Origin of the sequence: Kitasatospora sp. NPDC056651, assembly GCF_042792155.1 — a bacterium.
Classification (GTDB): domain Bacteria; phylum Actinomycetota; class Actinomycetes; order Streptomycetales; family Streptomycetaceae; genus Kitasatospora.
In genome coordinates this window covers 1-22,886 of sequence record NZ_JBHTWX010000108.1, presented here as the reverse complement: position 1 = coordinate 22,886, position 22,886 = coordinate 1, and the positions used below count along the sequence as shown (strand labels likewise).

The following is a 22,886-nucleotide window of genomic DNA, read 5'->3' as shown; positions in this document are numbered from 1 at the left end:
CCTGCCGCTCGTCACCTGTCGTCAACCACACTGTTGATCAGATCCACACATGGAGTCGTGGCCGGGTCAGCTCTGGTTGAAGAACCCACCCTCGGCGATCCGAGCCTTGTCCTCCGCCGTGACATCGACGTTAGCAGGCGACAGCAGGAACACCTTCTGTGTCACGCGCTCGATACTGCCGTGCAGACCGAAGACGAGTCCAGCGGCGAAGTCTACGAGGCGCTTCGCGTCGGTGTCGTCCATCTCCGTCAGATTCATGATCACGGGGGTACCGCCACGGAACTGTTCCCCGATGGTACGGGCCTCGTTGTAGGTCCGGGGGTGCAGCGTGGTGATGCGGTAGGGCTCTCGTTCGTTCACGACCTTGGGCATGATCACCGGTGCGCTCTTCTCCAGGTTGTGGCGGCGTTCGGGTGTGATGGACGACACGGGGGCCATCCTCGGAGTCTCCTGCCGGATCGGCACCGCGGCGGGCACCGGCTGCGGGGTGATCGAGGAGACCGGGGCGGGCGCGGCGGCCGCCGGGGCCGGGGTCGGCCGGGGGATGTCCTCGGTCCGCTGGCCCGTCCGGATCGGTTCGGGGTCCGCGTCGTAGTCGTCGTCGGGGTCGTACCCCTGGCCGTCGTACGTCTCGTCCTCCACGAGGCCGAGGTAGACCGCCATCTTGCGCATCGCGCCGGCCATGCTCCTGTCTCCTCCGCTTGTGGTGGACCGGCTCCGGCCCGGGCCGTACGGCCCCGTCTGCGGATTCCGCGGTCCCTCCACGACGGCGCGTCAGGCCGACGACCGGTCAGAATTCGTGGAGTGGGGGCCGCGGAGCTGCGATCCACGGTTCGCTAGCGCTCCGAAGAGCTGCTAGATTCTGTCCTATTTTGTCCTGCTGTCTGATCTACTACCCGGTGACGTTACCTGAGGGGTGACCTCACTCCGAGTACCGCCGTTCCGACGCGCACATGTGTCGCTCCGGCAGCAATCGCCTGCTCAAGGTCCCCGCTCATCCCTGCGGAGACCATGGTGGCAGTCGGATGGGCCGCTCGTACGGCGGTTGCGATTTCCGTCAGCCGATCGAATGCACGGGCCGGATCTCCGGCCAGCGGACCGCTCAGCGGAGCGACGGTCATCACACCGTCCAGACGCAGCCCGGGCGTGTCGGCGATCGCGTCGGCCAGTCGCGCGACGTCCTCGGGCGCGACCCCGGCCCGGTGCGCGCCCTCCCCGTACGCCTTGTCCAGGGCCACCTGCACCAGGCAACCCAGCTCCGGGCGCTCCGACTTGAGCACCGCCGCGGAGAGCGACTCGACCAACCGCGGCCGGTCCACCGAGTGCACGTGGTTCGCGTACCGGACGACCGAGCGGACCTTGTTGGTCTGCAGCTGTCCGACGAAGTGCCAGTCAAGAGGAAGGTTTCTGCACTGCTCGGCCTTGGGAGCGGCGTCCTGGTCCCGGTTCTCCGCGACGTCCGTCACACCGAGTCCGGCCAGCAGCGCGGTGTCCTCGGCGGGGTAGGTCTTGGTGACGACGATCAGGGTGACCTCGTCCCGGGCGCGCCCGGCGGCCGCGCACGCGTCCGCGATCCGGCGCTCGACCACCTCGAGGTTGGTGCCGAGTTCCTCGTACCGGGCCCGCTGGCCCTCCGTCAGCACCGCCGTGAACTCGGCGTTCCCCGGGAACGGTCCATAGATGTCGTTCGTCATCAGTGATCAGAGCCCAACCAGACGTAGCTCGCGAGCCGACCGGTGCGCTGCTCGCGGCGATAGGAGTAGTGATCGGCGGATTCCAGGGTGCAGACAGGTGATCGCACCAACTCGCTGACCCCCTCCGCGGCCAGCTGGGCCGCGACCCCCTCCGCCACGTCCAGGGCGGGAGTCCCCCAGGACGTCTCGGCGAAGGCCTCCGGCACCGCCGCGGCGACCTCGGCGCGCAGTTCGGCCGGCACCTCGTAGCAGCGGCCGCACACCGCGGGCCCGGTGGCGGCGGCGATCCGGCCGGGCTCCGCCCCCAGCGCGACCATCGCCCGGACGACCGCGGGCACCACCCCGGCCGCCAGCCCGGGCCGGCCCGCGTGGGCCGCGCCCACCACGCCCGCCACCGGATCGGCCAGCAGCACCGGGGTGCAGTCGGCGGTCAGCACCGCCAGCGCGAGCGGCCGGTCGGAGACCACCGCGTCCACCGTCGGGGCCTGCCCGAGCGGCTGGCGCTCGGTCACCACCGCGACCTCGGCGCCGTGCACCTGGTTCATCCACACCACGTCGGCCGGGTCGAGCCCCAGCTCCCGGGCCGCGAGCGCCCGGTTCTCCCGCACGGCCTCCGGGTCGTCCCCCACCGCGCCGCCGAGGTTCAGCTCCCCGTACGGCGAAGTGCTCACCCCGCCCCACCGTGAGGTGAAGGCGAAGTGAGCACCGGCGCGGACCGCGTGATCGATCACTTAAGGAAATCCGGGACGTCAAGCTCCTCGGCCGGGCTCTCCACGAACGGCTGCCGGGCCGGCTGCACCTGCGGCGGCACCGCCGCGGCGGTCGCGGTGGCCGGGGCCTCGACGGTCCGGCTCGGCGCGGCGGCCGCGGACTCGCCCTCCGAACGGGACGTCACCGAGCCGATGCTCCCGTACGACGGCCGGCCGACCGGGCGCTCCGGGGCGGCCGGCGGCGTGGCCGGGCGCTCCGGAGTGGTGGACTTGACCACCGGGTCGCGGACGATCGCCGGCGGCTGCCCGCCGTCGAAGCCGGCCGCGATGACGGTGACCCGGACCTCGTCGCCGAGCGCGTCGTCGATGACGGCACCGAAGATGATGTTCGCCTCGGGGTGGGCCGCCTCGCTGACCAGCTGGGCCGACTCGTTGATCTCGAACAGGCCGAGGTCGGAGCCGCCCGAGATGGACAGCAGCACGCCGCGGGCGCCGTCGATCGAGGCCTCCAGCAGCGGCGAGGAGATCGCCATCACGGCGGCGGCCTTGGCGCGGTCCTCGCCGCGGGCCGAGCCGATGCCCATGAGGGCCGAACCGGCCTCGGACATGACGGACTTGACGTCGGCGAAGTCGAGGTTGATCAGACCCGGGGTGGTGATCAGGTCGGTGATGCCCTGGACACCGGAGAGCAGGACCTGGTCGGCCGAGCGGAACGCGTCGAGGACGCTGACCTGGCGGTCCGAGATGGACAGCAGCCGGTCGTTGGGGATCACGATGAGGGTGTCGACCTCTTCGCGCAGGGAGGCGATGCCGTCCTCGGCCTGGTTGGCCCGGCGCCGTCCCTCGAAGGTGAACGGACGGGTGACCACGCCGATGGTCAGGGCGCCCAGCGAGCGCGCGATGTTGGCGACGACGGGCGCGCCACCCGTGCCCGTGCCACCGCCCTCACCGGCGGTGACGAAGACCATGTCGGCCCCCTTGAGGACCTCCTCGATCTCCTCGCGGTGGTCCTCGGCGGCCTTGCGGCCGACCTCGGGGTTGGCGCCGGCGCCGAGGCCCCGGGTGAGTTCACGGCCCACATCGAGCTTGACGTCGGCGTCGCTCATCAGGAGGGCCTGCGCATCGGTGTTGATCGCGATGAACTCGACGCCCTTGAGACCGACCTCGATCATCCGGTTGATGGCGTTGACACCACCGCCGCCGATTCCGACGACCTTGATGACTGCGAGGTAGTTCTGCGGTGCTGCCACGTCGAAGGCCTCTCGCCTCGAATTTCCGGGTCGGCCCGCCCCGGAGCGGGGCCGTGCCGACGGATGTCGATGGGTAGGGAGCCTGGTTTCTGACTGAATGTCCGAAATGCCGACCGCCGACCCCAACCCTAAACTTGACCTTTAGGGTTAGTGCTGTGCCTCCGTCACGTCACCAGGAAACACAGGCTGGTGACACAGGACACTAGGTGGCTCCGGGCACGCGTTTCAACGAACACGCCGAGCTTCCCTTTTTCTTTTGAGCCTATGTGATCATCGGCCGGCTTAGGAAACCGGGGGTGACCACCAAGAGTCGGGCCGACACTGCGAGGCGTCAACCCTCCCTCAGGCAGAGAACCTACCGGATCATCCCGACACCGCCGGCGCCTCGGGCGCCGTCACGTCGAAGTTCGTGCCCTTCTGGCCCATCAGCGCGACCAGCACCCGGGCCTTCCGGTCGATCTGCTCCGGGCTCCCCCAGCGCACCGTCGCACCCCCGCTGAGCTGCAACTCGATGTCGTCGTACGAGCGCACCAGCACGGAACCGGCCCGCTTGGCGACCTCCGGCGGCAGCCCGGCGGCCACCGCCACGGCGCCCCGCACCAGCTGCGAACGGTCGATCACCCCGTCGACGTCGGTCGCCTGCTGACTGAGCCGCAGTTCCACCACCGGAACGCCCTCGGGCGGGGCCGGCTCGGTGGCGAAGCTCACGCCTCCGGCATCGACCTGGGTGAACTGGCCGTCATCCCCCTTGACGGCGGCCACCGCCGTGCGCTGGACCACCTTCACCCGAAGGGTGTGCGGCCAGCCCCGCCACACCTCGGCCCTGGCCACCCGGGGGATCGCCTCCACCCGGTGCCGGACGACGTCCAGGTCCACCCGCGCCAGCGGGCCGTCGCCCAGCCCGCCGACCGCCTCGCGGACCTGGTCCGCCGTCAGTCTCTCGTCGCTCGTCCCCTGGACGGCGACGGTGCGCACGTCCAGCACCGAGGAGAAGAACACCAGCCAGGCCAGCACGCCGAGCACCGCGGCGCCGAGCGCGCCCAGCACCACGATGCCCCGCCGGGAGAGCCGGAGGCGGGGAGCGGACTCCTCCACCTCCAGCTCCTTCTCCAGCGGATCGGCGAGCCGGCCGTCAGCCACGGCGGCGACCGCCGCGGTGGGCCTGGATCGCCTCGTAGACCATGCCGACCAGCAGGTCGTCGGCGTCCCGGCGGCCGAACTCGGCGGCCGCCCGGCTCATGTCCCACAGCCGCTGCGGGTCGGTGAGCACCGGCAGCACGTTCTGGAGCACCCAGTCCGGGGTCAGCTCGGCGTCGTCCACCAGCAGACCGCCGCCGGCCTTGACCATCGGCTGGGCGTTCAGCCGCTGCTCGCCGTTGCCGATCGGCAGCGGGACGAAGGCGGCGGGCAGGCCGACGGCCGCCAGCTCGGCCACCGTCATGGCGCCGGCCCGGCAGAGCATCATGTCGGCGGCCGCGTAGGCGAGGTCCATCCGGTCCAGGTACGGCACCGGGCGGTACGGCGGCATCCCGGGGACGTCGGCGACCTGCGGCAGCTCGTTCTTCGGGCCGACCGCGTGCAGGATCTGCACGCCGTACTGCTGGAGCCGCGGGGCGATCGCGGTGACCGTCTCGTTGAGCCGGCGCGCGCCCTGGGAGCCGCCGGAGACCAGCAGGGTGGGCAGCCGCTGGTCGAGGCCGAAGTAGTGGCGGGCCTCCGGGCGGGCGGCGCCCCGGTCCAGGGTGGCGATGGTCCGGCGCAGCGGGATGCCGATGTACCGGGAGTCGCGCAGCTTGCTGTCCGGCGTGGAGACCGCCACGAAGTCGCTGTAGCGGGCGCCGATCTTGTTGGCCAGGCCCGGACGCGCGTTCGCCTCGTGCACCACGATCGGCACCCCGGCCCGCTTGGCGGCCAGGTAGGCGGGCATCGCGACGTAGCCGCCGAAGCCGACCACGGCGTCCGCATTGACCCGCTCGATGATCTCCTGGGCGGCCCGGACCGTACCCCGCAGCCGGCCGGGGACGGTGATCAGCTCCGGGGTGGGCTTGCGGGGCAGCGGGACGGCCGGGATCAGCTCCAACTGGTAGCCGCGCTCGGGCACCAGTCGGGTCTCCAGTCCGCGCTCGGTGCCCAGGGCGGTGATCCCGATGGACGGGTCGTGCCTGCGGAGGGCATCCGCGAGGGCCATGGCAGGCTCGATGTGACCGGCGGTCCCCCCGCCGGCGAGTACGACATGCACCGAAATTCACCGCTCCCTGCGTGCCGGCCCCGGGGCCGGGCGCGCTGTGGTTCGTCGTCGTGGCAGCACCCGGGCCAGTTGTCTCCTGATCCGGGAGTTCTTGCTCCGGGCGGCCAGCGCCGCCTTCGCGCCCGAGGTGCTGCGCGCCAGGCACAGCAGCACTCCGATCGCGGACATGGCCGACAGCATGGCGGAACCGCCGTAGGAGAACAGCGGGAGCGGGACGCCCGCGATGGGCAGCAGTCCCAGCGCCGACCCCAGGTTGATCACGGCCTGCGCCATGATCCAGGTGGTGGCGGCTCCCGCGGCGTACCTGACGAAGGGATCCTTCGTACCGATGGCCACACGGATACCCGCGTAGCCTAGTGCCGCGAAGAGACCGAGCACCGACAGCGTCCCCACCAGACCGAGTTCCTCGCCGGTCGCGGCGAAGATGAAGTCGGTGTGCGCCTCGGGCAGCTGGCCCCATTTCTCCACGCCGGCGCCGAGGCCGGTGCCGAAGCCGCCGCCGTTGGCGAACGCGAAGACGCCGTGCAGCGCCTGGAAGCAGGCGCCCTCGGGATCGAGCTTGGTGACGCCTATGCAGCCCAGCCGCTCGGCCCGGTGCGGGACGGTGACCACCAGGGCGGTGCAGACCACCACCGCCACCCCGACGGTGGACACGAACAGCCGCAGCGGCGCGCCGACCATCCAGAGCAGCGCGAACACCATGGCCACCAGGATCATCGAGGTGCCCATGTCGCCGCCGAACATGATCAGCGCGAGCAGCAGCAGGGCGCCCGGCACCAGCGGCACCAGGAGGTGCTTCCACGAGTTGAGGGTGCCGGCCTTCTGCTTGCGGGCGAGCAGGTCGGCGCCCCAGAGCACCAGCGCGAGCTTGGCGAACTCCGACGGCTGGAACTGGAAGAAGCCGAAATCCAGCCAGTTCTGGTTGCCGTTGATCCGCACCCCGATGCCGGGGATGGCGACCAGCGTGAGGAGGACGATCACCCCGATCATCACGGGGTAGACGATCACCCGCAGCACCGCCAGCGGGACGGAGGCGAAGCCGATCAGCAGGACCAGGCCGAGGATGGCCGCGATCAGCTGCTTGAGGAAGTAGTACTGCGCCGTGTGGTGCTGGTTCAGGGCGAGGATCTGCGAGGCCGAGAAGACCATCATCAGACCGAGCACGACCAGCAGCAGGGTGCTGCCGACGACCAGCAGGTACGGCGTGAGCGGCCGGTCCAGCCAGTACCGGACCCGGGCCCGGAAGGCCTGGATCCGGCCCAGTGGACCGGCCGACTTGTACTTGGTCGTGGTGGCGGAGATCACTCTCATCGGCTCGGCGGCATCCCGCTTCACAACGCCGGAATCCGCTTTGCCCTGCCCCGCCACCGCTCCCCGCTCACTTTCTCCGTCCGACGTCCGCGCCGATCCGACTACTCGCCCGCCAGCTCCCGCACGGCCGCGGCGAAGAGGTCTCCGCGCTCGCCGTAGTTGGTGAACATGTCCATCGAGGCGCAGGCCGGTGCCAGCAGCACCGTGTCACCCGATCGGGCGAGCGATGCGGCCGTTCGAACGATTTCCGCCATCGCCACCGCGCCAGTCTGGCCCTCGGCCGCCTCGATCACCGGCACATCCGGAGCGTGTCGCTCCAGCGCCTCCCGGATCAGCGCCCGGTCCTCGCCGATCAGCACCACCGCGCGCAGCCGCTCGGCCGCGTCCTGGACCAGGTCGTCGAAGGTCGCGCCCTTGGCCAGGCCCCCGGCGATCCAGACGACCGGCCGGTAGGCGGCCAGCGAGGCGGCCGCCGCGTGGGTGTTGGTGGCCTTGGAGTCGTCGATGTACGTGACCTCGCGGACCACACCGACCTCGGCGATCCGGTGGGCGTCCGGGCGGAAGGCCCGCAGGCCCTCCCGGACGGCCTTCGGCTCGACGCCGTACGCCCGGGCCAGCGCCGCCGCGGCGAGCGCGTTGGCGATGTTGTGCGGGGCCGGCGGGTGGACGTCCGAGACGGCGCCCAGCTCGGCGGCGTTCTGGGCCCGGTCCTCGACGAAGGCCCGGTCCACCAGCAGGCCGTCGACCACGCCGACGTTGGACGGGCTCGGCGCGCCGAGGCCGAAGCCGATCGCCCGGCAGCCCTCCTCGACGTCAGCCTCCATGACCAGCGCCTCGGTGGCCGGGTCGGCCAGGTTGTACACGCAGGCGACGGTGTTGCCCTCGTAGATCCGGCCCTTGTCGGCGGCGTACGCCTCCATCGAGCCGTGCCAGTCGAGGTGGTCGGGCGCCAGGTTGAGCACCGCGGCCGAGTGCGGGCGCAGCGAGGGCGCCCAGTGCAGCTGGTAGCTGGACAGCTCGACGGCGAGCACGTCGTACGGCTCCTCGGCGAGCACCGCGTCCAGCACCGAGACCCCGACGTTGCCGACGGCGGCGGTGCGCCTGCCGGCCGCGGTGAGGATCGAGGCGAGCATCTGGACGGTGGTGGTCTTGCCGTTGGTGCCGGTGACGGCCAGCCAGGGAGCGGGCTGGCCGGTGCCCGGCAGCGGCTTGCGCAGCCGCCAGGCGAGCTCGACGTCGCCCCAGACCGGGACGCCGGCCGCCGCGGCGGCGGCGAACAGCGGGCTGTCGGGGGACCAGCCGGGCGAGGTGACGATCAGCTCGGTGCCCTCGGGCAGGCTCGCGCCGTCCCCGAGCCGCACGGTGACGCCCAGCGCCTCCAGCTCGGCGGCGCGGGCCTTGAGGCCCTCGCCGCTGCCGCCGTCGACCACGGTGACCCGGGCGCCGAGGCCGTGCAGGACGCGCGCGGCGCTGATGCCGGAGACGCCGAGCCCGGCGACGGCGACGGGCAGGTTCAGAAAGTCGGGGTTCGTCATCCGGTCCGGTATCCCGCGTAGAAGAGGCCGAGGCCGATGGCGACGCACAGACCCTGGATGATCCAGAAGCGGACCACGACCAGGACTTCGCTCCAGCCCTTGAGTTCGAAGTGGTGCTGTAGTGGTGCCATCTTGAAGACGCGCTTGCCGGTCATCCGGAAGGAGCCGACCTGGATGATCACCGACAGGGTGATGATCATGAAGAGGCCGCCCAGCAGGATGAGCAGCAGCTCGGTGCGCGAGCAGATCGCGAGGCCGGCCAGGGCGCCGCCGAGGGCGAGCGAGCCGGTGTCCCCCATGAAGATCTTGGCGGGCGAGGTGTTCCACCACAGGAAGCCGAAGCAGGAGCCCATCAGCGCGGCGGCCACCACCGCGAGGTCCAGCGGGTCCCTGACGTCGTAGCAGGCGCTGGTCGCGGAGAAGAAGTAGGCGCAGCTCTGCCCGTACTCCCAGACGCCGATGAAGGTGTAGGCACCGAAGGCCATCACCGAGGCGCCGGTGGCGAGACCGTCCAGACCGTCCGTCAGGTTCACGCCGTTGGAGGTCGCCGCGATCATGAAGTACGCGAAGATGACGAACAGCACCGGGCCGATCGACCACTCGAAGTCGCGGACGAAGGACAGCTTCTCGGAGGCCGGGCTGAGCCCGCGGTCGTCGTGGAACTGGAGCGCCAGGACGGCGAAGGCGAGGCCGACGATCGACTGGCCGGCCAGCTTCGCCTTGGCCCGCAGGCCGAGCGAGCGGCGCTTGACCACCTTGATGTAGTCGTCCAGGAAGCCGACCAGGCCGAGGCCCGTGGTCAGGAAGAGCACCAGCAGCCCGGAGGCGGTCGGGCTCTCGCCCGTTATCGCCTTGGTGGCGAAGTACGCGATCAGGGTCGCCAGGATGAAGGCGATGCCGCCCATGGTGGGCGTGCCCTTCTTGCTGTGGTGCGCCTTGGGACCGTCGTCGCGGATGTACTGGCCGTAGCCCTGCCGGGCGAGCAGCTTGATCAGGGCGGGCGTGCCGGCCAGCGAGAGGATCAGGCCGATCAGCCCGGAGAAAAGGATCTGCTTCATTATTCGGCCACACCGTCCGACAGGAGGGCCTCGGCCACCTTCTCCAGCCCCACCGAACGGGATGCCTTCACCAGGACCACGTCCCCTGGCCGCAGCTGACTGCGCAGCAGCTCGACCGCCGCGTCCGCGTCGGACACCAGCACCGACTCCTCACCCCACGAACCTTCGTTCCTCGCACCGAGTTCCATGCAGGCCGCCTCGCGTCCGCCGACCGCCACCAGCTTGGTGACGTCCAGCCGGACGGCGAGCCGCCCGATGGCGTCGTGCTCGGCCAGGCTCTCCTCGCCGAGCTCCCGCATCTCGCCGAGCACCGCCCAGGTGCGGCGGCGCTCCGGGCCGCGGCCCCCCATCGAGACCAGCGCCCGCAGCGCGGCCCGCATCGAGTCGGGGTTCGCGTTGTAGGCGTCGTTGACGACGGTGACACCATCGGCCCGGTCGACGACCTCCATGCGCCAGCGGGACAGCGCACCCGCCTCGCCCAGGGCGGCGGCGGTGTCGTCGACGGACATCCCGAGCTCCACCGCCACCGCGGCGGCGGCGAGGGCGTTCGAGACGTGGTGCTCACCGTACAGGCGCAGCTGCACGGGCGCGGAACCGGCCGGGGTGGTGAGCGTGAACGACGGCCGCCCGGTGGCGTCCAGGCGAACGTTCACCGCCCGTACGTGGGCGTCCGGTGATTCACCGAACAGGACCACCCTGGCCTTGGTACGGGAGGCCATCGCGCGCACCAGCCGGTCGTCCGCGTTGAGGATCGCGGCGCCCTCGGCGGGCAGCGACTCGACCAGTTCGCCCTTGGCCTCGGCGATCGCCTCCTGGGAGCCGAACTCGCCGACGTGGGCGGTGCCGACGTTGAGGACCACGCCGATCCGGGGCGGGGTGATCGAGGTGAGGTACTCGATGTCGCCCTTGTGCCGGGCTCCCATCTCCATGACCAGGTGCCGGGTGCCGGCCTCGACCCGCAGCGCGGTCATCGGGTGGCCGATCTCGTTGTTGAGCGAGCCGGGCGGGTAGACGGTGTCGCCCAGGCGCTGGAGCAGCTGGGCGATCAGGTCCTTGGTGCTGGTCTTGCCGGCCGAGCCGGTCAGCGCGACCACGGCGGTGCCCTCGGCGCGGGCGACCACGGCGCGGGCGAGCTTGCCGAGCGCCTCCACCACACTGTCGACCAGGACGGCGGGCACGCCGACCGGGCGGGAGGCCAGCACCGCGACGGCGCCGTCCTCGACCGCCCCGGCCGCGTAGTCGTGCCCGTCCACGTGCTCGCCGGCGAACGCCGCGAACAGTCCGCCGGGGCTCACCTTGCGCGAGTCGACCTCGACCGGGCCGGTGACCAGGGCGTCCGGGTCGGCGCCGTCCAGGGTGCCTCCGACGGCGGCGGCCACCTCGGCGAGGGTCAGTGCGATCACTGCTGCTCTACTCCTCGGTCGCCCCGTGCGGCCGTGATCCGCGCGATGGATTCGCGCAGCACCTCGCGGTCGTCGAAGGGGCGGATCTCGTCTCGTACGTACTGCCCGAGCTCGTGGCCCTTGCCGGCCACCAGCACGGTGTCCCCCGCCCCGGCGCGGGCGACCGCCAGCCGGATCGCCTCGGCCCGGTCGGGGACGACCAGGACGTCCCCGCGCTCGGCCTCCGGCACCGCCGCGGCGCCGGTCAGCATGCTGGCGAGGATCGCCAGCGGGTCCTCGCTGCGCGGGTTGTCGCCGGTCAGCAGGGCGGTGTCGGCGAGGCGGGCGGCGATGGCGCCCATCGGGCCGCGCTTGTGCGGGTCGCGGTCGCCGCCACAGCCGACCACGACGTGCAGCCGGCCCTCGGTGACCTCGCGCAGCGAGGCGAGGACGGCCTTGAGGGCGTCCGGCTTGTGCGCGTAGTCGACGACGGCGACGAACGGCTGTCCGGCGTCCACCCGCTCCAGCCGGCCGGGCACGCCGGGGACGGCGGCGACGCCGGCCACCGCCCGCTCCAGCGGCAGCCCGGCGACGACCAGCACGGTGATCGCGGCGAGCGCGTTGGCGACGTTGAACGGGCCGGGCAGCGGGACGGAGGCCTCGGCCTCGGCACCGTCCGGGCCGAGCACCGTGAAGGTCGAGCCGACCGGGCCGAGCCGGACGTCCACGGCCCGCCAGTCGGCCCCGGCGTCGCCGGTGGCGGAGAAGGTGGCCACCGGGATCTTGGCCTCGGCGGCGAGCCGGCGGCCGTACTCGTCGTCCAGGTTGACCACGCCGCGGCGGGACTTGCCGGGCTGGAAGAGCCGCGCCTTCGCCTGGAAGTAGTCCTCCATGTCCGGGTGGAAGTCGAGGTGCTCGGGGGTCAGGTTGTTGAACAGCGCGACGTCGTACGCGACCCCGTCGGTACGGCCGAAGACCAGGGCGTGGCTGGAGACCTCCATGGTCACCGCGTCGGCGCCGCGCTCGGCCATCACGCCGAGGATCGCGTGCAGGTCGGTGGCCTCGGGGGTGGTGCGCTCGCTCTTGATCCGCTCCTCGCCGACCCGCATCTCGACGGTGCCGATCACGCCCGGGTGGCGCCCGGCGCCGCGCAGGCCGCCCTCGACCAGGTAGGAGGTGGTGGTCTTGCCGTTGGTACCGGTCAGCCCGATCATCAGCAGCCGCTCCGAGGGGCGGCCGTAGACGATCGCGGCGAGCTCGCCCATGACGGCCCGCGGCCGGTCCACGACCAGCAGCGGCAGGCCGGTGGCGGCCGCGGTCTCGGCGCCCGCCGGGTCGGTCAGCACGGCCACCGCGCCGGACTCCGCGGCCTTGGCGGCGAACGCCGCGCCGTGGTGGTTGGCGCCGGGGAAGGCCACGTAGACGTCGCCCGGGCGGACCGCGCGGGAGTCGTGGGTGACGCCGGTGACGGCACCTCCCTCGACGGGCGGCAGGCCCAGTTCGGCGGCCAGCTTCGCGAGCGGCAGGGCGGTGGTCCCGGTCGGGCGGGGCGGACTCACGGTGGTTTGATCGGGTTTCGGCACGGCGGGAAGGCTATCCGCCGAAGGGTGCCCAGGGCCAAACCGGCCCTCCGCCGCGCCGTGGTCCAGCCCGGCCCGTTCGTTGCTCATGCTCGCTCACGGCTTCCAGTCGACGGTCAGGTTGGGCGCCTGGCTGCCGCTCGGCGGGACCTGCATGGTCTTCAGGGTGAACTCCATCACCTGCTTGAACACCGGTCCGCACAGCTGGCCGCCGAAGTGGCCGTTGACCGGGCCCTGGAGGGTGCAGGAGACGGTGTACCGGGGGGCGTCGGCGGGGGCGAAGCCGATGAAGGAGGCGGTGTAGCCGTCGTAGCCCTTGCCGTCGGCGGCGCCCCGGTTCGCGGTGCCGGTCTTGCCGGCGACCCGGTAGCCGGGGATGGCGGCCTTGCCGCCGGTGCCCTGCTCGTCGTCGACGACCGACTCCAGCATCGAGGTGAGGGTCCTGGCCGTCTCCGGGCTGACCACCTGGGTCTGCTCCCCCGGCGCGCTCGGCGTGTACTTGCCGTTCGGGTCGGTGACGCCCTGGACGATGCTGGGCGCGACCCGCACCCCGCCGTTGGCGATGGTCGAGTAGACCGAGGTGGCCTGGAGCGCGTTCATCTGCATCGGGCCCTGGCCGAAGGCGATGTTGTACTTCTCCGAGGCGACCAGGTCCTCCGGCTTCTTGAGCATGCCGGCGGTCTCCCCCGGGAAGCCCAGGCCGGTCGGCTGGGCGACGCCGAACTTGCGCAGGTAGCCGTCCAGGACCTTGTTGGCCGCCAGCTGGTCACCGCCGCCGAGGGTCTCGACGGCCTCGATGGTGCCGATGTTGGAGGACTTGGCCAGCACCCCGGCCAGGGTCAGGTACCAGGTGTCGTGGTCGACGTCGTCCTTGAACTGCTGTCCGGCCCTGACCAGCCGGTTGGGCACGGTGACCTTGGTGTCCCAGGTGGCCTTGCCGGAGTCCAGGACGGCGGCCATGCTCATCAGCTTGGCCGTGCTGCCCGGCTCGTACGCGTCCCCGAGAGCGGCGTTGCCCAGCTGGGACTGCTTGGACAGGCTCAGGTCGTTCGGGTTGAAGCCCGGCGCGGTGGCCATCGCGAGGACCTGACCGGTCTTCACGTCCTGGACCACCACGTAGCCCTTCTCCGCGCCGGAGTTGGCCACCTGGTCGGAGATCGCCCGCTGGGCCGCCCACTGGATATCCCGGTTGACGGTCAGCTTCACGTCGCTGCCCGGCACGGCCGGGTCCATCGAGCCCCCGGCGGTGGGCACCAGCCGCCCGCCCGACTGGGCGTAGCTGCTGTGGCCGTCCTTGCCGGCCAGCAGCTTCTGGTACTGGAGCTCCAGGCCGCCGGCGCCCTCGCCCTCGGCGTTGACGAAGCCGACCAGGTTGGCCGCCAGGCCGTCCGCCGGGTAGATCCGCTTCTGGGTCTCCCGGTTGAACACCCCGGCCAGCGGGTTGGCGCACTCGTTGTCCACCCGGGTGCGCCCGCCCTGGTCGGCGGGCTTGCCGAGCAGCTTCTTCTGGGCCTGGCAGGCCCGTGAGCCGGCCTGCTTCTCCAGGCTCGACTTGAGGTCGCTGATCTGCTTCTTGGTGGCCGGGGTCTGCTGGGCCGCGAGCCGCTTGTAGCGGGTCTTGGGGGTGTGCAGGTCCGCGGCGACCTTCTCCTTGGACACGCCGAGGATCGGTGCCAGCAGCGCGGCCGCCTGCTCCGGCGCGTCCGGGATGCCGGTCGCCTCCGGGGTGAACATCGCCGGGTCGGCGGTGATGTCGTACGCGTCGACGGTGGCCGCCAGCGCGACCCCGTCGGAGGACGTTATCGAGCCGCGTTCGGCGGTGATCGGGATGTTCAGGTACCGGTTGGTGTTGGCGTCGGCGGCCAGCGCGGAGGCGTCCACCAGCTGGAGCTGCACCAGGCGGCCCGCGAAGACGGAGAACACCAGCGACAGCGCCACGGTGATCACCTTCAGCCGGCGCTTGGGCTCGGCCAGCTTGAGCGCCTTGGAGCGCTGCGACGGGCGGCTCTTCGGGCGCACCGCCGCCTGGCTGCGGGCCGGCGGGCGGCCCTCGGGACGGCGCTGCTGCGGCGCCCGCGGGGTGCGGCCGGCGGAGGCCGACTTCGCGGGCTGGACCTTGGCGGGCTGGGCCTTGGCGGGCTGCCCCTTCGCGGACTGGCCGCGGCCGGAGGCGGACTGGCCGCGCGGCGCGGCGCCCCGGGGCTCCGGGCGGCGGCCGTTGCCGCCGCCCGACCCGCCGGGCTGGCGTGGCGTGCTCATCGGCCCGCACCCCCGCTCGGCTTCGCGCCCGCGGCGGGCGACGCCGGGTTGAGCTGGATCACCGAGTCACCGGCGGACGCCGCCGGGGTCGGTACCGGCGGCGGAGGCGGTGGCGCGGCCGGCGAGGGGGCGCCGCCCGGCTGCGGCGCGGCCGGCGACGGCCCGGCGCCGGGCTGGGCGGCACCGGGCTGCGTGGCACCGGGCTGGGCCTTCGTCGGCCACGGCTCGGCCGTCGAGCGCTTCACCGGCGGGCTGTCCTGCGCCGGCCCGGGGGTGCCGAGCACCTTGCCGCCGTTCGGGACGTCCAGGAAGGCCATCCCCCCGGCCGGGACCATGCCCAGCTCGGCGGCGCGCCTGGCCAGCGCGTCCGGGGCCGAGTTCTGGTCGATCTCGTGCTGGAGGCCCTGCTGCTCATCGGTCGCCACGGTGGTCTGCTTCTGTAGCCGGGAGAGCTCGAACGAGCCCTCGTTGAGCGCGGTGTTCAGTGTCAGCAGGCCGAGCAGCCCGCCCGCCAGCAGCACCACGATGAGCACCGCGAACGGTGTGCGCCGCCGTACCGGACGCTTCCCCGGCCGGACCGTGATCCGCGCCCTGCCCTGCCCGGGGAGCGCTCCCCGCCCCGCCCGGACCTCACCGGCCACCGGCCCCACTGCTTTCCTCCACCCTTCGGACCCCGCCGGGGCCGGTTCGTCAGCCCCGCTTGCTTCGGTCCCTGATCCTCTCTGCCACCCGCAGCCGTACGGGCGCGGCGCGCCGGTTCTCCTCGATCTCCTCCTCGGTGGCCAGCTCGGCACCGCGAGTGATCAGTTTGAGCCAGGGCTGGTGCTCCTCCGGGATGAACGGCAGCCCCGGCGGGGCGGTGTTGGTCGCCCCGGCGGCGAAGTACTGCTTGACCAGGCGGTCCTCCAGCGACTGGTAGGACATCACCACGATCCGGCCGCCCACCGCGAGGGCGTCCAGCGCCCCGGGGATCGCCCGGTCCAGGACCTCCAGCTCGCCGTTGACCTCGATGCGCAGCGCCTGGAACGTCCGCTTGGCCGGGTTCCCGCCGGTGCGGCGGGTCGCCGCCGGAATGGCGTTGCGCACCAACTCGACCAGACGCGCGCTGTTGGTGAACGGTTCCTTCTCCCGCTCCCGCAGGATCACCGAGGCGATCTTCCCGGCGAACCGCTCCTCGCCGTACACCTTGAGGATCCGGGCCAGGGCGCCGTGGCTGTAGGTGTTCAGCACCTCCGCCGCGCTGATCCCCCGGGTCTGGTCCATCCGCATGTCCAGCGGCGCGTCCTGCGCGTAGGCGAAGCCGCGCTCCGCCTCGTCCAGCTGCATGGAGGAGACGCCGAGGTCGAACAGGACGCCGTCCACCCGGTCGATGTCCAGGCGCTCCAGCACCTCGGGGATCTCGTCGTAGACCGCGTGCACCAGGGTGGCCCGGTCGCCGAAGGGGGCCAGCCGCTCACCGGACAGCTTCAGCGCCTGCGGGTCGCGGTCCACCGCGACCAGCCGCACCTCCGGGAACTGGGTCAGCAGCGCCTCGCTGTGCCCGCCGAGGCCGAGGGTGGCGTCCACCACCACGGCACCCGGCCGCGAGATCGCCGGGGCCAGCGCGTCCATGCACCGCTGGAGCATCACCGGAACGTGCTTGGGGCCCGGTTCGTTGGTGGTCATGCGCGGTGGCGCCCTTCCTCGGTGCGGAGCAGCCCGACGTCCGGGAGCTGCGACCATTCTCGCCCACCGTGCCCCGGCACGACGAAGCGGCCCGTGGTCCCCGCCCGCTCAAGGGGAAGGTCGTGACCGCCCGGCGCCGGGGAAGGTGCGCCAGGTGGGCACGGAGCGGGTGGAGGCCACGGGCCGCGTCGACCGGCCGCACCGGCCGGGAAAGGCCCCGTTGACGGGCCCCGGCGGGTGTGCTCCACTGCGCCACGAACTCTATCGCGCGGACCCCGCCAGTCAATGGCCCGCTCCGGCGCACCACCCGGGCGGCGGTACGGATCACCGCAGGTCGCGGCCGTCGGGCCGACCGTAGGACGGTACGTACCGGGGGCCTTCGGCGGCGGGCGCGCGCCCCCTGCCCGCCACCGCGTGCGGCCCGCCGCGGGCCGGCCCGGGCGGACCCCTCCCGTTGTCGTCATGCTCCCGATCCCGGCGCCCCGTTCTGTAGCTCCCCGCTCCACCGCGGGGACCCGATCCGCACTAACGTCGCCCCCATGACAGTGACTCCCGACCGGCCCTCGCCGACCGCCGCTGCCGCACCTCCCAGACCCACCGTCATCGACCGTTTCGTCACGGCCAACCGCACCTACGCGGTGACCTTCCAGGACGGCGGCATGGACGCCCGCCCGGTGCAGAAGATCGCCGTGGTGGCCTGCATGGACGCCCGCCTGGACCTGTTCGCGGCACTCGGCCTCGAACTCGGCGACGCCCACGTCATCCGCAACGCCGGAGGCGTCGTCACCGACGACACCATCCGCTCCCTGACCATCAGCCAGCGCGCCCTCGGCACCCGGTCGATCGCGCTGATCCACCACACCGGCTGTGGCCTGCTCGGGCTCACCGAGGACTTCCGCCGCGAACTGGAACTGGAGGTCGGCCAGCGCCCGCAGTGGGCGGTGGAGGCCTTCGTCGACCTGGACGGCGACGTCCGCCAGTCCATGCAGCGCGTCCGCACCTCTCCCTTCCTGCTCCACACCGACGACGTCCGGGGCTTCGTCTTCGACGTCCACACCGGCCTGCTGCGCGAGATCGACTGAGTCGTCCGCCCCCGCCCGGCCCGGCCAACGGCGTCCGGGCGTCCGGGCATTCGGACAACACCGATGGTGACTTCTGGTCATCCCTCAGGGGAGAATGCGGCTGCCGGTCGGACCCCGAACCACCTGGGGCGGCCAGGCCGCAGGCCACCCTCCCGGCGCCGGATCCCCGTGCGGAACCGTCCCCGGGACGGCCGCGTCAAGCATGGGGTGGGGTCCGGCCTCGGGACGGGGCGGGCACAGGGTGCCAGGGAGCGTAAACGGGTGACGAGCTACAACGACCAGGCCGAGATCGGCAGTCCTGCGGGGGGCGAGCAGCAGAGGGCGCACCGGTTCCAGCAGGTCGGGCTGCCCGAGCTCGCCGCGGTCGTCGACCGCGTCCGCGCCAACGTGGAGAGTGTGATCGAGGGCAAGCCCGAGGCCGTCCGGATCGCCCTGACCGTCCTGCTCGCCGAGGGCCACCTGCTGCTGGAGGACGTTCCCGGCGTCGGCAAGACCATGCTGGCCAAGGCGCTCGCCCGCTCCCTCGACTGCACCGTGCGCCGTATCCAGTTCACCCCCGACCTGCTGCCCTCGGACGTGACCGGCACCAACATCTACGACCAGCAGCAGCACGACTTCGAGTTCCGCCCGGGCGCGATCTTCGCCCAGGTCGTGGTCGGCGACGAGATCAACCGCGCCTCGCCCAAGACCCAGTCCGCGCTGCTGGAGTCCATGGAGGAGCGCCAGGTCACCATCGACGGCACCAGCTACGAACTGCCCTCGCCGTTCATGGTCGTGGCCACCCAGAACCCGGTCGAGATGGAGGGCACCTACCCGCTGCCGGAGGCCCAGCGCGACCGCTTCATGGCCCGGATCTCGATCGGCTACCCCAGCCCCGAGGCCGAGCTCGCGATGCTGGACGTGCACGCCGGCGCCAGCCCGCTGGAGGACCTCCAGCCGGTCGCGCACGCCTCCGACATCCTCAAGCTGATCGACCTGGTCCGCACCGTGCACATCGCCGACCCGGTCCGCCGCTACGCCGTCGACCTCGTCGGTGCCACCCGCACCAGCCCCGAGCTGCGCCTGGGCGCCTCGCCGCGCGCCACCCTGCACCTGGTCCGGGCCGCCCGCGCCGCCGCCGCGCTGGACGGGCGCGACTACGTCACCCCGGACGACATCCAGCGCCTCGCCGTCCCGGTCCTGGCGCACCGTCTGATGCCGACCGCCGAGACCCAGCTCAGCCGCCGGACCTCCGAGCAGATCGTGACCGAGCTGGTCGCCCGGCTGCCGCTGCCGCGCCCGCAGGGCGGCCCGGCCGTCCGGAGGGGCTGAGGTGGCCCAGTCCGACTCGGCATCGGGGCTGCGGGCGGGGTTCCGCGGCCTCACCACCCGGGGGCGGTCCTTCCTCGCCGCCGGGGTCACCGCGGTGGTCTGCTCCTACCTGCTCGACCAGAACGCCCTGCTGCGCGTCGGCGTCCTGCTGGCCGCGCTGCCGCTGGCCGCCGTCGTGGTGGTCGCCAACACCCGCTACCGGGTGGCCAGCGGACGCCGGCTCAGCCCGCGCCGGGCGATCGCCGGCCAGGAGGCCCGGGTCCACCTGCGGGTCGACAACGTCTCCCGGGTGCCCACCGGGGTGCTGCTGCTGGAGGACAAGGTCCCGTACGTGCTCGGGCCGCGCCCGCGGTTCGTCCTGGACCGGGTCGAGCCGCGCGGCCACCGCGAGGTCTCCTACCGGGTCCGCTCCGACCTGCGCGGCCGCTACCCGCTCGGGCCGCTCCAGCTGCGGCTGTCCGACCCGTTCGGGATGTGCGAGGTGGCCCGCGCCTTCACCGCCGCCGACGTCCTCACCGTGGTCCCCCAGGTCCAGGCGCTGCCGGCGGTACGGCTCAGCGGCGAGTGGATCGGTCAGGGCGAGAGCCACAGCCGCACCCTGGCGCTGGCCGGCGACGACGACGTGATCCTGCGCGAGTACCGGCCCGGCGACGACCTGCGCCGGGTGCACTGGCGCTCCACCGCCCGGTACGGCGAACTGATGGTGCGTCGCGAGGAGCAGCCGCAGCAGGCCCGGGCCACCGTCCTGCTGGACACCCGGGAGATCGCCCACCGGGGCAGCGGCCCCGCCTCCTCCTTCGAGTGGGCGGTCAGCTGCGCCGCCTCCGTCACCGTGCACCTGCTGGAGCGCGGCTACCAGACCCGGCTGCTCACCGACGCCGGCCAGACCGCGCCCGCCCCGGGCGCGGGCGGCAGCCACGGCACCGCCGCCGACTCCTCCGGGCTGATCCTGGACGCCCTCGCGGTCGCCGACCTGTCCGACGGCGGCACCCTCTCCCGCGCCGAGGACCCGCTGCGCTCCGGCGGCGAGGGCCTGCTGGTCGCCGTCCTCGGCGAGCTGGACGAAACCCAGACCGCCCGGCTGGGCCGGCTGCGCGGCCGCACCGGCGGGGCGGTCGCCTTCCTGCTGGACTCCGGCACCTGGGCGGGCCTGCGGATGCTCGCCCCGAACACCGGCGGCGAGGAGTTCCGGGCCCGGGTCCAGCAGCTGCGCGAGTCCGGCTGGACGGTGATCCCGGTGCGCGCCGGGGACTCCCTCCCGGACCTGTGGCGCGCCGCCGACGGCGGCGGCAAGACCACCGCCCCCTACCGAGAAGAGGCCGGCGCGTGACCACCCGGGCAAAACTGACCGTGTACTCGGCGCTGGCCACCACGCTCGCCGCGCTGTGCATGATGCCGCTGCTCACCACCCGCGGCTGGCTCACCCACGCCCTGCTGGTGATCGTCGTGCTCGCGGCGGTCGGCGCGGGCCTGCGCCGCTCCCCGCTGCACCGCTGGACGGTGCCGGTCGGGCAGCTGCTGGTGCTGCTCCTGCTGATGCTGCTCGGCTTCGCCGGCGCCGGCGGGGTGCTGCCCGGGCCGTCCACGATGCGGGTGCTGGACCAGGTCTTCGCCGCCGGGGTGGACGACATCCAGCAGTACGCCATCCCCGCTCCGCCCACCGCCGGTCTGCGGCTGATCCTGGTCTCCGCGGTCGGCCTGATCGCCATCGCGGTGGACACCGTCGCGGTGACCTACCGGCGTTCGGCGCTGGCCGGGCTGCCGCTGCTGGCGCTGTACTCGGTCGGCAACGGCCTGGCCGGGGAGCACGGCAGCTGGGTCTGGTTCGCCGTCGCCTCGGCCGGCTACCTGCTGCTGCTGTTCGCCGAGGGCCAGGACCGGGTCTCCCGCTGGGGCCGGGTGTTCTACGGCGGCACCCGGGACTCGGCGGAGTCCGGCCGGGTCAGCCCGGGCGGCCGGCAGGTCGGCGTGCTGGCCCTGGCCGCGGCGCTGCTGCTGCCGGTGGTCCTGCCGCACTGGGACGCCGGGCTGCTGCGTTCCGGCTCCGGCGGATCGGGCGGCAAGGGCTCCGGCGGGGGCGTGACGACCAGCCTGGACCCGCTGGTCAGCCTGGAGGCCGCGATCGTCAAGCCCACCAACGCGGAGCTGCTCACGTACAGCATGACCAGCGAGCTGGCCGAGGAGACCTACCTGCGGACCGGTTCGCTCGACCAGTTCGACGGCACCAACTGGAAGCTCGGCAGCACCGCGGTCAGCGACCTCCCGGTGTCGCTGCCCAACCCGGAGGGCCTGCGCAAGTCCGACTTCCCCCGGATCGAGGGCGACTTCCAGGTCAGCGACCGGCTCCAGGCCAGCTGGCTGCCGATGCCCTACCCGGCCACCTCCGTCCAGGTCCCCAACCGCTCCGACTGGAAGCTCGACCCGTTCACCCGGACCGTCCTGCCGGCCAACGACAAGGCGATCCGCGGCCTGCACTACCAGGTCAGCGCCCTGAACGTACGGCCCTCCGCCACCGAGCTGCGCACCGTCGGCGCCGCGCCGCAGGACATCAGGGAGCACTACACCGCCCTGCCGACCGACCTGCCGGCGGAGGTCGCCGCCCAGGCCAAGAACCTCACCGCCGGTGCGAGCAACGACTTCGACCGGGCCACGGCGTTGGTCAAGTGGTTCACCGGGCCCGACTTCACGTACGACACCACGGTCAACGGCGGTACCGGCAGCAACGCCATCTCCGTCTTCCTGCGCGACCGCCGCGGCTTCTGCGTGCACTTCGCCTCCACCATGGCGGCGATGGCCCGGACCCTGAAGATCCCGGCCCGGGTGGCCGTCGGCTTCACCCCCGGCGACAGCAAGGGCGGCAACGTCTACTCGGTGACCGGCCGGATGTACCACGCCTGGCCGGAGCTGTACTTCGCGGGCTACGGCTGGATGCGCTTCGAGCCGACCCCGAGCCGCGGCGTCCCGGCCCACTACGCCGACACGGCCGGCGCCCCGACCACCGCGCCCACCCAGCAGGCGACCTCCGCCCCGCTGACCGCCTCGGCCGCCCCGGCGCCGACCACCAGCACGGACTGCACCCCCAAGCAGCGCCAGCTGGGCGAGTGCGGCCCCCAGAGCAAGGCCGCCGACCGGGCCACCGAGAAGTCCTGGCTGCTCTCCGGCCAGGTGCTCGGCACCCTCGCCGCGGTGCTCGGGCTGATCGCACTGCTGCTCGCCCCGATGATCTGGCGCACCGCCGTCCGCCGTCGCCGGCTGGGCGCCGGCGGCCGTCGGGGGCCCGGCGGAGGCGGTCCGGCGGAGCTGACCGACGCCCAGGTGCTGGCCGCCTGGGACGAGCTGATCGACTCCGCCTGGGACCTCGGAATTCCCCCGGACGAGTCACGTACACCGCGCTCGACGGCCCGCCGGATCACCGAGGAGGCGAAGCTGGACGCCGACTCCGCGGCGGCCACCGGCCGGCTGGCCCTGGCCACCGAGCGGGTGCTCTACGCCCCGCCCGGGCAGCTCACCGCGGAGCCGCTGGCCGCCGACGTCCGCACCGTGCGGCGCGGGCTGCGGGCGACCGCCAACCGGACCGGACGGACCAGGGCGCTGCTGCTGCCGCCGTCCTCGGCGCAGCTGTGGTGGCGGATCTCCGACGCGGTGCGGGCGGCCCGGGCGGCCGTCTCCGACGGGCTCGGCCGGGCGGCCGAGACGGTCCTGGCACCCGGGCGGCGGGTCCTGAGCCGGCGCAAGCGGTCCACACCGGAGTCCTGAGCCCCATGGACAAGAAGCCGGGGCGGGCAGTCGACCGACTGCCCC

Annotated in this window: 18 protein-coding genes; 4 read left to right on the top strand and 14 right to left on the bottom strand. The window is 72.9% G+C overall.

Annotated features, from left to right (window positions below; translation table 11 throughout):
• Positions 1–66 precede the first annotated feature (66 nt).
• From ACFRAR_RS31285 to rsmH, 14 genes are all read right to left on the bottom strand, one after another.
• Complete coding sequence (locus ACFRAR_RS31285; RefSeq protein WP_380702320.1) at positions 67–684, bottom strand: cell division protein SepF; 618 nt, start codon at positions 682–684, stop codon at positions 67–69.
• Between the two features lie 221 nt (positions 685–905).
• Positions 906–1,694: a YggS family pyridoxal phosphate-dependent enzyme gene (locus tag ACFRAR_RS31280; RefSeq protein ID WP_380702317.1), complete on the bottom strand. Its 789-nt coding sequence runs from the start codon at positions 1,692–1,694 to the stop codon at positions 906–908.
• Positions 1,694–2,425: a peptidoglycan editing factor PgeF gene (gene pgeF / locus ACFRAR_RS31275; RefSeq protein ID WP_380702315.1), complete on the bottom strand. Its 732-nt coding sequence runs from the start codon at positions 2,423–2,425 to the stop codon at positions 1,694–1,696. The genes ACFRAR_RS31280 and pgeF overlap by 1 nt, the downstream gene beginning before the upstream one ends.
• On the bottom strand, positions 2,422–3,654 hold the full coding sequence (gene ftsZ / locus ACFRAR_RS31270; RefSeq protein ID WP_380702313.1) for a cell division protein FtsZ: 1,233 nt from the start codon (positions 3,652–3,654) through the stop codon (positions 2,422–2,424). The genes pgeF and ftsZ overlap by 4 nt, the downstream gene beginning before the upstream one ends.
• Positions 3,655–4,017: 363 nt before the next feature.
• On the bottom strand, positions 4,018–4,794 hold the full coding sequence (locus ACFRAR_RS31265; protein WP_380702311.1) for a cell division protein FtsQ/DivIB: 777 nt from the start codon (positions 4,792–4,794) through the stop codon (positions 4,018–4,020).
• Positions 4,787–5,893 (bottom strand): undecaprenyldiphospho-muramoylpentapeptide beta-N-acetylglucosaminyltransferase, encoded by a 1,107-nt coding sequence (gene murG, locus ACFRAR_RS31260; protein WP_380702309.1) that lies wholly within the window; start codon positions 5,891–5,893, stop codon positions 4,787–4,789. The genes ACFRAR_RS31265 and murG overlap by 8 nt, the downstream gene beginning before the upstream one ends.
• A 6-nt stretch (positions 5,894–5,899) precedes the next feature.
• Positions 5,900–7,213 (bottom strand): putative lipid II flippase FtsW, encoded by a 1,314-nt coding sequence (ftsW, locus tag ACFRAR_RS31255; protein WP_380702307.1) that lies wholly within the window; start codon positions 7,211–7,213, stop codon positions 5,900–5,902.
• Between the two features lie 101 nt (positions 7,214–7,314).
• On the bottom strand, positions 7,315–8,748 hold the full coding sequence (gene murD, locus ACFRAR_RS31250) for a UDP-N-acetylmuramoyl-L-alanine--D-glutamate ligase (RefSeq protein WP_380702305.1): 1,434 nt from the start codon (positions 8,746–8,748) through the stop codon (positions 7,315–7,317).
• Positions 8,745–9,806: a phospho-N-acetylmuramoyl-pentapeptide-transferase gene (mraY, locus tag ACFRAR_RS31245; RefSeq protein ID WP_380702303.1), complete on the bottom strand. Its 1,062-nt coding sequence runs from the start codon at positions 9,804–9,806 to the stop codon at positions 8,745–8,747. Before mraY ends, murD begins: the two co-directional genes overlap by 4 nt.
• Positions 9,806–11,209, bottom strand: a complete 1,404-nt coding sequence (gene murF, locus ACFRAR_RS31240; protein WP_380702301.1) for a UDP-N-acetylmuramoyl-tripeptide--D-alanyl-D-alanine ligase — start codon at positions 11,207–11,209, stop codon at positions 9,806–9,808. The genes mraY and murF overlap by 1 nt, the downstream gene beginning before the upstream one ends.
• Entirely contained in the window at positions 11,206–12,771 is a 1,566-nt protein-coding gene (locus ACFRAR_RS31235) for a UDP-N-acetylmuramoyl-L-alanyl-D-glutamate--2,6-diaminopimelate ligase (RefSeq protein WP_380702299.1), read from the bottom strand. Before ACFRAR_RS31235 ends, murF begins: the two co-directional genes overlap by 4 nt.
• Positions 12,772–12,864: 93 nt before the next feature.
• Positions 12,865–15,027 (bottom strand): penicillin-binding transpeptidase domain-containing protein, encoded by a 2,163-nt coding sequence (locus ACFRAR_RS31230; protein ID WP_380702297.1) that lies wholly within the window; start codon positions 15,025–15,027, stop codon positions 12,865–12,867.
• Complete coding sequence (locus tag ACFRAR_RS31225; RefSeq protein WP_380702296.1) at positions 15,024–15,560, bottom strand: hypothetical protein; 537 nt, start codon at positions 15,558–15,560, stop codon at positions 15,024–15,026. Before ACFRAR_RS31225 ends, ACFRAR_RS31230 begins: the two co-directional genes overlap by 4 nt.
• A gap of 157 nt (positions 15,561–15,717) precedes the next feature.
• Complete coding sequence (gene rsmH / locus ACFRAR_RS31220; protein WP_380702294.1) at positions 15,718–16,692, bottom strand: 16S rRNA (cytosine(1402)-N(4))-methyltransferase RsmH; 975 nt, start codon at positions 16,690–16,692, stop codon at positions 15,718–15,720.
• 539 nt (positions 16,693–17,231) lie between these two features.
• Here rsmH and ACFRAR_RS31215 point away from each other — a divergent pair.
• The 4 genes from ACFRAR_RS31215 to ACFRAR_RS31200 all read left to right on the top strand — a co-directional run bounded on the left by ACFRAR_RS31215 (position 17,232) and on the right by ACFRAR_RS31200 (position 22,841).
• Complete coding sequence (locus ACFRAR_RS31215; RefSeq protein WP_380702292.1) at positions 17,232–17,774, top strand: beta-class carbonic anhydrase; 543 nt, start codon at positions 17,232–17,234, stop codon at positions 17,772–17,774.
• Positions 17,775–18,119: 345 nt separating this feature from the next.
• On the top strand, positions 18,120–19,085 hold the full coding sequence (locus ACFRAR_RS31210; protein ID WP_380702337.1) for an AAA family ATPase: 966 nt from the start codon (positions 18,120–18,122) through the stop codon (positions 19,083–19,085).
• Between the two features lies 1 nt (position 19,086).
• The gene (locus ACFRAR_RS31205) at positions 19,087–20,415 is read left to right on the top strand and encodes a DUF58 domain-containing protein (RefSeq protein WP_380702290.1); all 1,329 of its coding nucleotides are present in this window, start codon (positions 19,087–19,089) and stop codon (positions 20,413–20,415) included.
• Complete coding sequence (locus ACFRAR_RS31200) at positions 20,412–22,841, top strand: DUF3488 and DUF4129 domain-containing transglutaminase family protein (protein ID WP_380702288.1); 2,430 nt, start codon at positions 20,412–20,414, stop codon at positions 22,839–22,841. The genes ACFRAR_RS31205 and ACFRAR_RS31200 overlap by 4 nt, the downstream gene beginning before the upstream one ends.
• Positions 22,842–22,886 lie beyond the last annotated feature (45 nt).

Excerpts from the sequence above, each read along its gene's own strand:
- ACFRAR_RS31285 (WP_380702320.1), bottom strand. The coding sequence starts at position 684 with ATGGCCGGCGCGATGCGCAAGATGGCGGTCTACCTCGGCCTCGTGGAG.
- ACFRAR_RS31280 (WP_380702317.1), bottom strand. The coding sequence starts at position 1,694 with ATGACGAACGACATCTATGGACCGTTCCCGGGGAACGCCGAGTTCACG.
- ftsW (WP_380702307.1), bottom strand. The coding sequence starts at position 7,213 with ATGAGAGTGATCTCCGCCACCACGACCAAGTACAAGTCGGCCGGTCCA.
- murD (WP_380702305.1), bottom strand. The coding sequence starts at position 8,748 with ATGACGAACCCCGACTTTCTGAACCTGCCCGTCGCCGTCGCCGGGCTC.
- mraY (WP_380702303.1), bottom strand. The coding sequence starts at position 9,806 with ATGAAGCAGATCCTTTTCTCCGGGCTGATCGGCCTGATCCTCTCGCTG.
- ACFRAR_RS31230 (WP_380702297.1), bottom strand. The coding sequence starts at position 15,027 with ATGAGCACGCCACGCCAGCCCGGCGGGTCGGGCGGCGGCAACGGCCGC.
- rsmH (WP_380702294.1), bottom strand. The coding sequence starts at position 16,692 with ATGACCACCAACGAACCGGGCCCCAAGCACGTTCCGGTGATGCTCCAG.
- ACFRAR_RS31215 (WP_380702292.1), top strand. The coding sequence starts at position 17,232 with ATGACAGTGACTCCCGACCGGCCCTCGCCGACCGCCGCTGCCGCACCT.